This window comes from Streptomyces sp. NBC_00019 (assembly GCF_045041015.1).
Classification (GTDB): Bacteria; Actinomycetota; Actinomycetes; order Streptomycetales; family Streptomycetaceae; genus Streptomyces.
In genome coordinates, this window is record NZ_CP108302.1 from 5089459 (window position 1) to 5103172 (window position 13714).

The 13714-nt window shown below is 73.2% G+C and carries 7 protein-coding genes; 5 read left to right on the forward strand and 2 right to left on the reverse strand.

Annotation, left to right across the window (positions count from 1 at the left end):
- Positions 1–3: 3 nt before the first annotated feature.
- A complete protein-coding gene (locus tag OHU89_RS23875; RefSeq protein WP_405645712.1) occupies positions 4–1932 on the forward strand; it encodes a sigma-70 family RNA polymerase sigma factor in 1929 nt (642 codons plus the stop codon).
- Between the two features lie 45 nt (positions 1933–1977).
- On the opposite strand, the gene OHU89_RS23880 is transcribed toward OHU89_RS23875, so the two are convergent.
- Positions 1978–5316, reverse strand: coding sequence for an ATP-binding protein (locus tag OHU89_RS23880; RefSeq protein WP_405645713.1), 3339 nt, complete (start codon positions 5314–5316; stop codon positions 1978–1980).
- 237 nt (positions 5317–5553) lie between these two features.
- Positions 5554–7653: an asparagine synthase-related protein gene (locus tag OHU89_RS23885; RefSeq protein WP_405645714.1), complete on the reverse strand. Its 2100-nt coding sequence runs from the start codon at positions 7651–7653 to the stop codon at positions 5554–5556.
- Positions 7654–8336: 683 nt separating this feature from the next.
- Between OHU89_RS23885 and OHU89_RS23890 the strand changes: the two genes are divergently transcribed.
- The 4 genes from OHU89_RS23890 to OHU89_RS23905 all read left to right on the forward strand — a co-directional run bounded on the left by OHU89_RS23890 (position 8337) and on the right by OHU89_RS23905 (position 13512).
- On the forward strand, positions 8337–9761 hold the full coding sequence (locus tag OHU89_RS23890) for an MFS transporter (RefSeq protein ID WP_266890456.1): 1425 nt from the start codon (positions 8337–8339) through the stop codon (positions 9759–9761).
- An 81-nt stretch (positions 9762–9842) separates the two neighbouring features.
- Positions 9843–11063: an L-2-hydroxyglutarate oxidase gene (lhgO, locus tag OHU89_RS23895; protein ID WP_405654624.1), complete on the forward strand. Its 1221-nt coding sequence runs from the start codon at positions 9843–9845 to the stop codon at positions 11061–11063.
- A gap of 213 nt (positions 11064–11276) precedes the next feature.
- Positions 11277–12089, forward strand: a complete 813-nt coding sequence (trmB, locus tag OHU89_RS23900; RefSeq protein WP_405645716.1) for a tRNA (guanosine(46)-N7)-methyltransferase TrmB — start codon at positions 11277–11279, stop codon at positions 12087–12089.
- A 112-nt stretch (positions 12090–12201) separates the two neighbouring features.
- Complete coding sequence (locus OHU89_RS23905; RefSeq protein WP_405645718.1) at positions 12202–13512, forward strand: PrsW family intramembrane metalloprotease; 1311 nt, start codon at positions 12202–12204, stop codon at positions 13510–13512.
- Positions 13513–13714 lie beyond the last annotated feature (202 nt).

Below are 13714 nucleotides of genomic sequence, written 5' to 3' on the forward strand. Positions count from 1 at the left end.
GCGATGGGCGTTGACGGGCGGGACGAGTCACAGGGCGAGGGCGACGCGGAGGACGGCGGCCTGGCGTCGCCCCAGGTGCCGAGCCAGGGGGGCCGGGCGGGCCGCCCGCCGGTCGGCGGTGACCCGATGGAGGGCAGCGTCCCGACCCAGCGCGACCGCCGCGAGGACAGCGTCCTGCCGCCGCCGATCGAGTTGCCGCCCGGTGACGCCGACCTGATCGGCCGGATGCGCTCGGGTGACGACACCGCCTACGAGGAGCTGTACCGGCGCCATGCGGACGCGGTCCGCCGGTACGCCCGCACCTGCTGTCGCGACGCCCACACCGCGGACGACCTCACCGCCGAGGTCTTCGCCCGCATGCTCCAGGCGGTGCGCGGCGGCTCCGGCCCCGAGCACGCCGTACGCGCGTATCTCCTGACGACGGTCCGGCGCGTCGCCGCGAACTGGACGAAGTCAGCCAAACGAGAGCAACTGGTCGACGACTTCGCGGTGTTCGCCGCGCAGTCCACGCGCGTGACCGACGTCTCCGACGACGACACGCTGGATCTGGGCGCCGATGTGCGCGCCATGCACGTGGCCGAGCAGTCCATGGCCATACAGGCCTTCCGGTCGCTGCCCGAGCGCTGGCAGGCCGTGCTGTGGCACACGGAGGTCGAGGACGAGTCGCCGAGCGACGTCGCCACGCTCTTCGGGCTCGACGCCAACGGCACGCGCGTGCTCGCCAGCCGCGCTCGCGAGGGCCTCAAGCAGGCCTATCTCCAGGCCCACGTCAGCGCCACCCTCGCCGACGACGAGGAGTGCGCCCGCTACGCCGACCAGCTCGGCACCTACGCCCGCGGCCGGCTGCGCACCCGTGCCGAACGCGGGCTGCGCAAGCACCTGGAGGAGTGCGCCAAGTGCCGCCTCGCGGCCAGCCAGATCGCCGAGGTCGCGAGCAGCATCCCGGCCGTCGTGCCGGTCGCGGTCATCGGCTGGTTCGGTGCCGCCGGGTACGCCAAGGTCGCCGCGCTCATCGCCGGTGGCACGGGAGCGGGCGCGGCGGGTGTCGCGGGCGCGGCGGCGGCGAGCGGCGGCTCGTCGGGCGGCGCGGGCGCGGGTGGCGGTGCGGCGGCCTCGGAGGGCGTGGGTATGCCGGTGAAGGTCGGTATCGCGGCCAGTGCGCTGGTCGCGGCGGGTGTCGTGGTGGCGCTCGCCCTGTCCGGCAACGACAAGCCGGCCGACGACAAACCCGCGGCCCAGCCCCCCGCGACCACACCGGTGGTCAAGCCCGCCGAGAACACCCCCAAGCCGCCGAAGAAGGAGCCCGCGCCCGCCCCGCCGGTCATCGCACCCGAGCCGACGCCGACGCCCACCCCCACACCGACTCCCAAGCCCAGCCCGACCCCCACACCGACTCCCAAGCCCAGCCCGACCCCCACCCCGGCGCCGAAGCCCACCCCGACGCCGAAGCCGACCCCCACGCCCACCTCCACACCGACGCCGACTCCCCCGCCCGCGCCGGCCGTCTACCAGTGGAGCGAGCTGGCGTACGACATCAACGGCGACGGCACCCGGCCCGAGATGCGGATCGCCGAGAGCAGCTGGGTGTGGCAGCGGTGGGGTGTCTCGGTCGGCGGCACGGAGTACGAGCACGGCGTCACCGTGCACGGCCGGTCCTCCGTCACCATCGACCTCAACCGCGAGTGCACCACCTACGACGCGACGGTCGGCGTGGACGACATGGCGCTGGGGCTCGGCAAGGTCTACTTCTCCGTCTACGCGGACGGGGTCCAGCTGCGGAAGTCCGGGCTGGTCGAGGGCGGGGACGCGGCGGTGCCGGTCCATGTGAACCTCGCCGGGCGAGAGACCGTACGGCTGGTGGTGGAGCCGCACAGCTCCTTCGACGACCTGGCGCTCGCCGACTGGGCGGAGTCGAAGTTCAGGTGTTCCTAGCGCCGGGCGGACTCCCGGTGCCGGGCGGATGCGCAGCGCTTCGCCTCATGACGCCGACGTACCGGCGGAGTGGGTGCGCAGGGCCTCGTCGAGTTCGCCGAGGACGTCGTCCGGGGTGAGCGCCGAGCCCTTGGCGCACTCCGCCGTGTAGCGCTCGTCGCCGAGGGCCACGCGGGCGTCGGCCTCGGCCCGTTCGGCGTCCACGCCCTCCGGCATGGGGCGCGGGTGACCGTCGCGCCAGCGGGCGGCCGCGGCGAGCAGGCGGGCGGCGCGCGGATGGTCGCCGAGACGGGACATCAGGTCCGCCGTGCCGTCGGCGAGCGCCGCCTTCATCGCGTCGGAGCAGCGCGTCTCGATCGCCGTCCGGAGCGCTTCGGCCAGCTTGGGCAGAGCGGTCCCGGGGCCGGACACGGCCGCCGACACCATGGCGTCGACCGACAGCAGCATCACCCTGAACTGCGGTGGCGGCGTCGCCCGCCCGATGGCGTCGTGAGCCTCTTCGTACAGGTCGCGCGCGCGGTCGATGTCCTTCTCGTCCAGCGCTATCAGGGCCCGCTGGAGCAGCACGAACGCCTGGGAGTCCGCCACGGCGTACCGCTCGGCGGTGGCGCTCGCCTCGTCCAGGGTGGCCAGTGCCGTCGTACGGTCGCCCGCGCGGTAGGCGATCTCGGCGAGCCGGGCGAGGAGGAACGGCTTCTCGGTGTGGGCCCCCACCTCGTGGGCGAGCCGCAGGGCCTCCTCGTACTCTCCCTTGGCCTCCTCGAAGCGGCCGCGTGCCATGGCCGCCTCGCCTGCGGCGCTGCACACCTGGGCCCGCAGCCAGCGGTCGCCGACCCGTCGGCTCAGCACCCGCAGCTCCGCCAGGTCGCCGTCGATGCCGGGCATGCCGCCCGGGGAGTCGACGACCATGTGCGCGCGGAACATCAGGACGACGCCGGTCTCCCAGTCGCCGCCGTGGGCACGGCAGTTGGCGACCGCCCTGTCCAGGACGGGCCGGGCGTCCTCCCTCGGGACGGGGTGGAGGAAGACCGTCACCGGCCAGGCGAGGCCGGGGAGGCGGGCCGCCTGGGGGCCGCCGCTCCCGAAGTGGTCCCGGATCCGTGCCACGTACCCGTGCATCCGCTCGTCCAGCCCGTCCAGGGGTGGGTCGACCTCGGCCATGAGGAAGAGGTGCAGCATCCTGAGGTCCATCCGCAGGGTGTGCAGCGGGTGGTGGCTCTCGCCGTCCGGGTCGGCGAGAAAGGTGTCGACGGGGTCCAGGGACGTCATCAGGGAGCGCGCCACGTCCTGCTCCGCCGGGAGCGTGCCCCCGGCGGTGTCGAGGGCGGCGCCCAGCCGCAGCACCTGGCCGGTCCAGTCCGCGCCCTCCCTGCGGTAGTTCCGCAGCCACCAGAACCAGGTCATCGCGACGGTCAGGGCACCGGCCTCCGCCTCGTCGCCGGCCTCGACCGCGCGGTGGAGGGCCGCGCGGATGTTGTCCAGCTCCGTCTCCAGGCGGGAGATCCACGGGAGCTGGCCGACGGAACGCAGCTCCGGCTCGGCCTCCTCGACGAGGGCGCGCACCCATGCGCGGTGCCTGCGCAGGGCGTCGGCGCGCGCGTGGGGGGCCTCGGACGCGCGTTCGACCGCGTACTCGTGGATCGTCTCCAGCATGCGGTAGCGCATGGCGTCGCCGCCGGACCGCTCGCACGGGGCGGCGACGATCAGGGACTTGTCGACGAGCGCCCCGATCAGCTCGGCGGCGGGGCCGGTGCACACAGCCTCCGCGGCGGCGAGGTCCCAGCCGCCCGCGAACACGGACGCCTCGCGCAGCACCGTCCGCTCCCGCTCGTCGAGCAGGTCCCAGGACCAGTCGACGACCGCGCGCAGGGTCTGCTGGCGGGGCAGGACCGTGCGGCTTCCCGAGGTGAGGAGGCGGAAGCGGTCGTCGAGGCGGTCGGCGATCTGGCGGGGGGTGAGCAGCCGCAGCCTTGCCGCCGCGAGCTCGATGGCGAGCGGCAGTCCGTCGAGGCGGCGGCAGATCTCGGTGACGGCCTCGGTGTCGCGGAGGACGACGTCCGCGTCGGGGCGGACCGCCGTCGCGCGCTCGGTGAAGAGGCGGTGTGCCTGGTCGGGGAGGAGGGGCTCGACCGGGCGCACGGACTCGCCGGGGACGCCCAGGGGTTCACGGCTGGTGGCGAGGATCGTGAGCCCGGGGCAGCGGGTCAGCAGGGTCTCGGCGAGGTGGGCCGCCGCTTCGATGACATGTTCGCAGTTGTCAAGGATCAGGAGTTGGCTGCGCGGGGCGCAGTACTCGACGAGCAGGGCGAGCGGGTCGTCCTGCCGGTCCGTCAGCTCGGTGGTGATCAGCTTGGTCTCCCGCAGACCGAGCGCGCTGACCACCGCCCCCGGCACCGCCTCCGGCCGGTCGAGCGGCGCCAGCTCGACGAGCCACGCCTCGGGTCGCCCGGCGGCGGCTTCCTCGGCGAGACGGGTCTTTCCGGAGCCGCCCGGTCCGGTGAGGGTGACGAGGCGGGCCCTGTGCAATTCGGAACGGATGGCGTCGAGTTCGGGTTCCCGGCCCACGAAAGAGTTAAGGCGCGGACGGAGGTTGCCGGGGCGGGTGGAGGGTGTCGGGGTGCGGGGGCTCAGGGGATCCGGGTGGGCCGGCGTGGGAGTGAGCGCGGGTGCCGGGGTGAGCAGTTCGGCGTGCAGGGAGCGGAGTTCCGGGCCCGGGTCGGTGCCGAGGCTCTCGGACAGGGTGCGGCGGGCCGACTCGTACGCGGCGAGTGCGTCGGCGTTGCGGCCGGTGTCGCGCAGGGCGCGGATGAGGAGGGCGTGCAGCGGCTCGTCGTACGGGTGCGCTGTCGTCAGTTCCGTCAGTTCCGGTACGGCGTCCTGGGCTCGGCCGAGTCGCAGGGCCGCGTCGGCTCGGGCGCGGCGCGCTTCCAGGCGTCGTGTCTCCGGGCGGGTCGCGGGGGTGCGGTCGGGGAGGTCGGCGAGGGCGGGGCCGCGCCACAGGGTGAGGGCCTCGTCCAGGGCGTGGGCGGCGGCTCGGGGGTCGTCCCGGTGGAGGGCTGCGGTGCCTTGGCGGGTGAGCCGTTCGAAGACGAAGAGGTCTACGTCGTCGCGGGTCGCGGTGAGGCGGTAGCCGCCGGGGGCGGAGGTGATCGTGTCCTTGCCGAGGGTGCGGCGGAGGCGGCCGACGAGGGCGTGGAGGGCGGCCGGGGCGTCCTGGGGTGGGGTCTCGGCCCAGATGTCGGCGATCAGGGTGTCGGGGGCGGTGACGGTTCCTGGGCGAAGGGCGAGGGCGGTGAGCAGGGCACGTAGGCGGGGGCCGCCGAGGGGTACGACGGTGCCGTGGTCGTCCTCGGCCTGGGTGACGCCCAGGATTCTGTACCGCACCGGGTCATTGTCGCCGGGGTGGCTGCGGGGGGCACGGGTTTTGGGGACGTGGGCGCGGGCGGGTGCGGGGTGGTGGGGGTGCGCGCCGGGCTCTTCTCGCCCCCGCCGCCCCTACCCGTCCCGTCCCTGGGGGCTGCGCCCCCAGACCTCCGCTGTCGGCCCTGAACGGGCCTTGTCCTCAAACGCCGGACGGGCTGGCAGGACCGGACGCGCCCCACCGGCAGCAAACGGCTCGTCCTACCCCCTCCGCGCCGTCGCCCCCGCCCCCAGTGCCCCCCTCTGGGGTGTGATCCCCGCCGGTACCGCGCGTGCGCGTGCCGGGGTTCCTGTCCAGCAAGTTCCGCGGCGGGCCAGTAGGCGGCGGAGCCAGAGTTCCAGGGAGACCAGGTCTGCCAAGCCGTCCAGGGGGAGGGGTTCGCCCTCTGCTGCCGCGCAGAGCGCCTTGCGGACGACCCTTGCCTCCACCAGGCCCGCCTCGGCGAGCAGGGGTGTGCCGAACAGGGACATCAGGGAGTCCGCCGCCACGCGAAGGCCGGTGCGGGCCGCCACCGCCGCCGAGGCGTGGGACGGTGCGCCCCAGCCGGGCGGGAGGTCCGTGATGCCCGCACCCTGGAGGACCGTGCGCAGGATCGCGGCCCGCGCGCCCGGTTGAACCCGCAACGCCTCCGGGAGGGCTCGGCAGGCTCGGACGACCTGGTTGTCGAGGAACGGGGCGTGCAGGCGTTGGAAGCGGATCTCGGCGGCCTGCTCCAGGATCCGCACATCGGCGGCGGTCCTCGTCAGTGCCGCACGTGCGCGGTAGTCGCCCGGGCGCTGGCCCGGGCCGACCCCGGAGCGGCTCGTCGCACCCTGGAGGCGAACCGATACTTCAGCCAGTGCCTCCCCTGTCAGCCAGCGTGCCGCGGGGCCGGGTCTGGCCCAGGTGAGGGCGGCCAGTGACGCCCCGACGGCACCCCCCGGTTCGTCGAAGCGGCGGTCCATCAGCCGGTCGGCGAGGACCTCCAGGCCCGTCCGGTACGGCGTACGGGCGAGGCGGCGTGCCGCTCCGTACACGCGCGCGGGGACCATCACCGAGCCGTCCGCCTTCGCCAGCGCCGCCACCGGGCGGACCAGATGGCGTCGCTTGCGGTCCATCAGGAGGTCGGCCAGGCGGGCCGGGTGTGCGTCCAGGACCTGACGGGCGCCGTATCCCGTGAAGTGGTCCGCGCTGCCCGACGCCAGGCGCGCGCGGTGGCGGGCCGCCGTCACCAGGGACGGGCCCGGCTCGTCCGTCAGCGGGCCGTCCAGGTCGGCGTACGGCAGTGTCTCCTCGCCGCCGGCCACCACCACGTGGTGCAGCCGCGGGTTGGCGGCCAGCGAGCCCGCCCGCTCCACCTCGGCCTCCCGGCCGCGCACCGCCAGGTCGTTGAAGGTCACCGCCAGCAGTCGCTCACCCGCACCCGTGCCGTGCCCCAGCACCGTCCCCGGCATGCCCGGCAGGCCGGCGGCCAGCAGCGCCAGCGTTCCCGACGCCGGCCCGCCCGACAGGTCCGCCCCGATTCCCGGGACCGGCATCCCGCGCGCGGCACGACGTTCGGCGGGACCCATCCCCGGGACCGGGCCCGGGTCTATGTCGGCGCCGGGCACGTGCCGAGGCGCCGACAGACGCGCGCGTACCGCCTCCACCAGCGCGTCCCGCACCGCGTCCACCGCGCTGTCCGGGTCGGCCGAGGGTGCCGCCACCGCGAGGGAGGCGACCGCCTCGTACCCCGCGATCTCGCGCGCCCCGTTGCGCAGGATCAGCGCATGCCCCGGCGGAATGCGCCGTACGCCGTCGTACGGAGTGGAGTCGTGCAGCGCGGCCGGGACGTCGGGGGCCGCCAGGAGGGCCGCCAGATGTCCGAAGTCGAGGTTGGCCTCAATGAGGTCGGCCAGCGGGAGGGCCGCCGTCGCATAGGCGGTGCCGCCGGCCCAGGGGGTGTAGAACACCGGGCGGGCGCCCGCGAGATCGCCGCAGACGGTGATACGGCGGCCCACCTGGACGACGGCCGTGTAACTGCCGGACCAGGCCGTCAGATGCCGAAGGGCGCCTCCGCGCGCGGCGAAGAGTCCGACCCTCAGTTGTTCGTCCGTCGCCCCGCAGGTACCGAGGACGGCGATTCGATTCTGCGCGTCGGCCTTGACCACCCGCACCTCGTCGGGGCGCCAGTCACCGACCGCCCACAGCGGATCAGGGTCGCCCCATAGCAAGTGGGAACCCACCGGATGCACGGTCTCACCGTCGCCTCCGGTCGCCCCCGCGGAGCCGGTCATGGCTGCTCCCGCTGCGGTGCTGCTCCACCCCACCAACCACCGCATCGACGCCTCCACAGGCTGTGGACAACCAGTGCACCGTACGAACCGGTTCCCCATGCTGCCATGAAGGAGGCGCACCGGAGAGGCGGTGACGCCGCTTGAGCTCCGTCGAATGCGCCCCCGTACACATACCCGTGAAGATGCGAACGCCCGTACAGGGCAAGGCGACTGCGGCGCGAATGCGCCCCCGATACGCTCCCCCAAGACGCCCTTCGCGCCGTCAATTTCCATGGTAGGAGCGGTAATTGCCCTGGAGATGCGGGGTCTGTTTTCAGCCAAGTTGGCGGAGCGGGGACAGGCTCGCGCACGCTCCGTACAGGCTCTGCGCACCGCATCGGTAACGCGCAGTCCGGGGAACGGAGTTCGCCCCCCGGACCGTTCCGCCACCCGCGGGGATGGAGGTGGCGGAATCCCCCAGCCCACTGGATCCAGTACAGCGGGCCGACCCACGCACGATCCATGGAACCGCTCCCCCGATGGCCGGAGAAGAGCGCACGCACGGGCGCACGGCCACACAACGGGGGCACGCCGCGACGGTGCGTAGGGAGCCCGTACGTGCGTACGGACCACAATCCCGCCATCCGGAACAATGCCTCTTAACGCATGGGATGCGGCGAACTACGCTGGGTTTACGAATGCCGCGTGGTTATGCCAGCGCGGCAGCCGTCTGTGTCGAGGGGTGGCTCATGTCCAGGGAGCAACGCGGGCCGAACGAAAAACTCGGCGCCGTTCTCGCCCTCGCGGGAATCAGCAACGCAGGGCTCGCGCGACGCGTCAACGATCTTGGCTCTCAACGCGGGTTGACTCTTCGCTACGACAAGACCTCGGTGGCGCGCTGGGTGTCCAAGGGCATGGTGCCGCAGGGCGCCGCGCCGCACCTCATCGCCGCCGCGATCGGCCAGAAGCTCGGCCGCCCGGTACCGCTTCACGAGATCGGTCTGGCGGACGCGGATCCCGCACCCGAAGTGGGCCTCGCCTTCCCCAGGGACGTCGGACAGGCCGTCCGCTCGGCTACGGAACTGTACCGGCTCGACCTCGCCGGCCGCCGCTCCGGCGCCGGTGGCATCTGGCAGTCGCTGGCCGGATCGTTCGCAGTAAGCGCATACGCAACGCCTGCCTCACGGTGGCTGATAACCCCGGCCGACAGTTCGGTCGCCCGCGAGATGAACTCCGCAGAGGCCTCGGGCGCACCGCTCAAAGTCGGCCACAGCGATGTGCAGAAGCTGCGGGAGGCCGCCGAGGACGCCAGGCGCTGGGACTCCAAGTACGGAGGCGGCGACTGGCGTTCGTCCATGGTGCCGGAGTGCTTACGGGTGGAGGCGGCACCGCTGCTGCTCGGCTCGTACTCCGACGAGGTGGGCCGGGCGTTGTTCGGCGCCTCCGCCGAACTGACCCGTCTCGCGGGCTGGATGGCCTTCGACACCGGTCAGCAGGAGGCCGCGCAGAGGTACTACATCCAGGCGCTGCGACTGGCCCGCGCGGCAGCCGACGTACCCCTCGGTGGGTATGTGCTGGCGTCGATGTCCCTGCAGGCGACGTACCGCGGGTTCGGCGACGAGGGCGTGGACCTCGCGCAGGCCGCGCTGGAGCGGAACCGGGGTCTGGCGACCGCCCGCACCATGAGCTTCTTCCGGCTCGTCGAGGCACGTGCGCACGCGCGTGCGGGTGACGCGCAGGCGGCGGGGGCGGCGCTGAAGGCGGCGGAGGGGTGGCTGGAGCGGTCCCGGGACGGGGACCAGGATCCGTCGTGGCTCGGCTTCTACTCCTACGACCGGTTCGCCGCGGACGCCGCGGAGTGCTACCGCGATCTGAAGGCGCCTCGCCAGGTGCGGCGGTTCACCGAGCAGGCCCTGTCGAAGCCGACGGAGGAGTTCGTCCGGTCGCACGGGCTGCGGTTGGTCGTCTCTGCGGTCGCGGAACTGGAGTCCGGCAATCTCGACGCTGCGTGCGAGCAGGGAGTGCGGGCGGTGGAGGTCGCGGGGCGTATCTCGTCGGCTCGCACCACCGAGTACGTCAAGGACCTGCTCCATCGGCTGGAGCCGTACGGTGACGAGCCGCGCGTGGTGGAGCTGCGGGAGCGCGCACGGCCTTTGCTGATGGCTCCGGCCTAGGGCCTGGGTAGGAGTGGGTCCGCCCGCATCCCCGCGTTTGAAGGCACTGTCAGTGGCGCAGTGCACTATCTAAAGCGGGAGGTGGTGCAGGTGCGGGCGGAGGTCGCTTACGACTGTGACGTGCTCGTCATCGGGGGCGGGATCGTCGGGTTGTCGACCGCGTATGCGATCACTCGGGCCGCGCCGGGGACGCGCGTGACCGTGCTGGAGAAGGAGCAGGGGCCGGCCCGGCACCAGACCGGGCGGAACAGCGGGGTCATCCACAGCGGGATCTACTACCGGCCGGGGTCGCTGAAGGCGCGGTACGCGGTCAGGGGCGCGGCCGAGATGGTGAAGTTCTGCGCGGAGTACGGGATCGCGCACGCCGTCACCGGCAAGCTGATCGTCGCCACCGAGCAGGCGGAGCTGCCCCGGCTGCACGCACTGGTCCAGCGAGGGCGGGAGAACGGGATTCCGGTGCGCGAGCTGGGGCCCGCGCAGATCACGGAGTACGAGCCGGAGGTGCGTGGCCTGGCGGCCATACACGTCGGGACGACCGGGATCTGCGACTTCGTGGGGGTCGCCCGGCAGCTGGCGGAGGCCTCGGGGGCGGACATCCGCTACGGCGCCCGGGTCGTCCGCATCGACCGGCGGCCGGAACTCGGGGTGGCCGTGCGGACGGCCGACGGGGACATCGTGCGGGCGCGGGCGCTGGTGAACTGTGCCGGGCTGCACTGCGACGAGGTGGCGCGGCTGACCGGGGACGATCCCGGGATGCGGATCGTGCCGTTCCGGGGTGAGTACTTCACGCTGGCGCGCCCCGAGCTGGTGAAGGGGCTGGTGTATCCGGTGCCCGATCCGGCGTTCCCGTTCCTCGGGGTGCATCTCACGCGCGGGATCGACGGCGGCGTCCACATCGGGCCCAACGCGGTGCCGGCGCTGGCCCGGGAGGGGTACGGGTGGGGGGTCGTACGGCCTCGGGAGCTGGGTGCGACGCTGGCCTGGCCGGGGTCGTGGCGGATAGCGCGGCGGCACTGGCGGTACGGGGCGGGTGAGCTGCGGCGGTCGGTGTCCAGGGCGGCGTTCGCGGATGCGGTGCGCAGGCTGCTGCCGGCGGTCGAGGACGGTGATCTGGTGCCGTCGGCCGCGGGGGTGCGGGCGCAGGCGGTGCTGCGGGACGGGACGCTTGTCGACGACTTCCTGATCAAGGAGGGGCCGCGGACCGTGCATGTGCTGAACGCGCCGTCTCCGGCTGCGACCGCCTCGCTGCCGATCGGGCGGGAGGTGGCGAGGAGGGCGTTGGCTGCGCTGGGGGCCGTGTGACGGTGCGGGTGGTTGCGGCGTGGGGGTTCTCGCCCCCGCCGCCCCTACCCGTCCCATCCCCAGGGGCTCCGCCCCTTCGACCCCGCCGGGGCTCCGCCCCAGACCCCGATCGGCTCCGAAAGGGCCTCGTCCTCAAACGCCGGACGGGCTGAGATTGCCTGGACCGGCGTCCCTCGGGATGTGCTCCCCCCGCCCCGTAAAATCGACCTCACTGTGTCTGACTCCCGCAACGCTCCCGACGCGTCCCAGTCCGCCCACACCCCCGGTGTGCCCGTCCGGCACACCCGGTCCAAGGGCGAGCCCCGCTTTCCCGACGGGCCGAAAGCCGATCCCGCCGGGTCGCACTTCGAGCGGCGGATCCGGAGTTTTCAGCCGCGGCGCAGTCGGGTGACGGCCGGGCAGGCCGACGCGTTGCAGCGGCTGTGGCCCAAGTGGGGGCTGGACATCGACGGGCAGCAGGTCTTCGACCTGGCCGAGCTCTTCGGGAACGACAACCCCGTCGTGCTCGAGATCGGGTTCGGGATGGGCGAGGCCACCGTGCGGATGGCGGGTTCCGACCCCGGCACCAACATTCTCGCCGTCGACGTGCACACCCCCGGTCAGGGCAACCTGCTCAACCTCGCCGACCAGAGCGGGCTCTCCAACGTCCGCGTCGGCAACGGCGACGCCATCATCCTGCTGCGCGAGATGCTGGCCCCGGACTCGTTGGACGGGCTGCGCGTCTACTTCCCCGATCCCTGGCCCAAGAAGCGGCACCACAAGCGGCGGCTGATCCAGCCGGAGTTCCTCAGCCTCGCCGCGACCCGGCTGAAGCCGGGGGCCGTGGTGCACTGTGCCACCGACTGGGAGCCGTACGCCGAACAGATGCTCAAGGTGCTCACGGCACACCCGGACTTCGAGAACACACAGGCCGACGGCGGTTTTGCGCCGCGTCCGGACTACCGGCCGCTGACCCGTTTCGAGAGCCAGGGACTGGACAAGGGACATGTCGTGAACGACCTGTTGTTCCGCCGCGTACAGCGGTAAGGACAGCAGTAAGGGCAGGAGCAGGATCCGCACGACGACCAACCCCCCACCGCCGCCCGAGACCACCTCGCCCACCTGCGGGCGGCGCCCCTGACTCGTTAGGGTCAATGCCGTGGCCACCTTTCCCCCGTACCCGACGCATCCCACCGGTCCCCCCGGCGGCGGTGCGCTCCGGCACGCGCACTGGTGGCAGCGCAAGTGGGTCCGCTACGGCGCGCTCATCACCCTGCTGGCGCTCTCCGGGCTCGTCATCCTCGCCCTGGTGCGCGAACAGACCGGCACCGAGGGCTTCCTGGTCGGGCTCGGGCTCGCGATCCTGCCCGTGCCGCTGCTGATAGCCGCCTTCCGCTGGCTCGACCGGGTCGAGCCGGGCCCCTGGCGCAATCTGCTGTTCGCGTTCTCCTGGGGCGCCTGCGCGGCGGCGCTGATAGCGATCGTCGCCAACAGCTTCGCGACCAGATGGATAGCGACGGCGACCGCGGATCCGTCCAGCGCCGACACCCTCGGCGCGACCGTGATAGCGCCCGTCGTCGAGGAGACCGCCAAGGCCGCGGCCGTCCTGCTCGTCTTCCTCTTCCGCAGACGGGACTTCACCGGGATCGTCGACGGCGTGGTGATAGCCGGGGTCACCGCCACCGGCTTCGCCTTCACCGAGAACATCCTGTATCTCGGCACCGCCTTCGGCACCGACCAGCTCAGCGGCGACAGCGGCATCGCCTCCGTCACGGCGGCCACGTTCTTCGTCCGCGTCATCATGTCGCCGTTCGCGCACCCGCTGTTCACGGTCCTCACCGGCATCGGCTTCGGCATCGCGGCGCTGTCGGCGGACCGCCATCACGTACGGCGCGTGCTGCTGCCGCTCTCCGGCCTGCTGCTCGCGATGGGCATGCACGCCGTCTGGAACGGCTCCTCGACCTTCGGCGAGTACGGCTTCTTCGCCGTGTACGCGGCCTTCATGGTTCCCGCGTTCGGCCTGCTGACCTGGCTCGTCATCTGGACCCGGCAGCGCGAACTGCGCACCGTGCGCGAGGAACTGCCCGCCTACGCCGTCGCCGGCTGGCTCACCCCCGCCGAACCCTTCGCCCTCGGCTCGATGCGGGCCCGCCGGATCGCCCGCCAGTACGCCCGCGCCCACGCCGGGAAGCGGGCGGCGCGGGCGGTGGCGCAGTACGAGGCGTACGCGACGTCCCTGGCGTTCCTCCGTCACCGGGGGCGCCGCGGCCGGGCCGGCGCCGACTTCGTCGTACGGGAGCGGGAACTGCTGCACGAGTTGTGGGTACGACGGGAGGCGGCGCGCCCGGCCCTGGACCACGCGGCCCGAATAACGGCACCACCGATCCCGGTCATGATCCCGCCGACACACTGGCCCGTCCACGGCTACCCGGCGGTGCAGCACCCCAGCTACAACCCGTACCGAACCTGAGACCCGAAGCACACCACCGAGGCGCCCCGCCGGCCCACACCGGCGCCACTCCCCGGCCACGCACCGCAACACACCCCGGCGAGCCGCCCCACCGGGCCCTCACCGGCGCCACCCCCACGCCACACACCGCGACACACCCTGGCGAGCCGCACCGCCGGACCACACCGTCGAGCCGCACCGCCGGACCACACCGTCGAGCCGC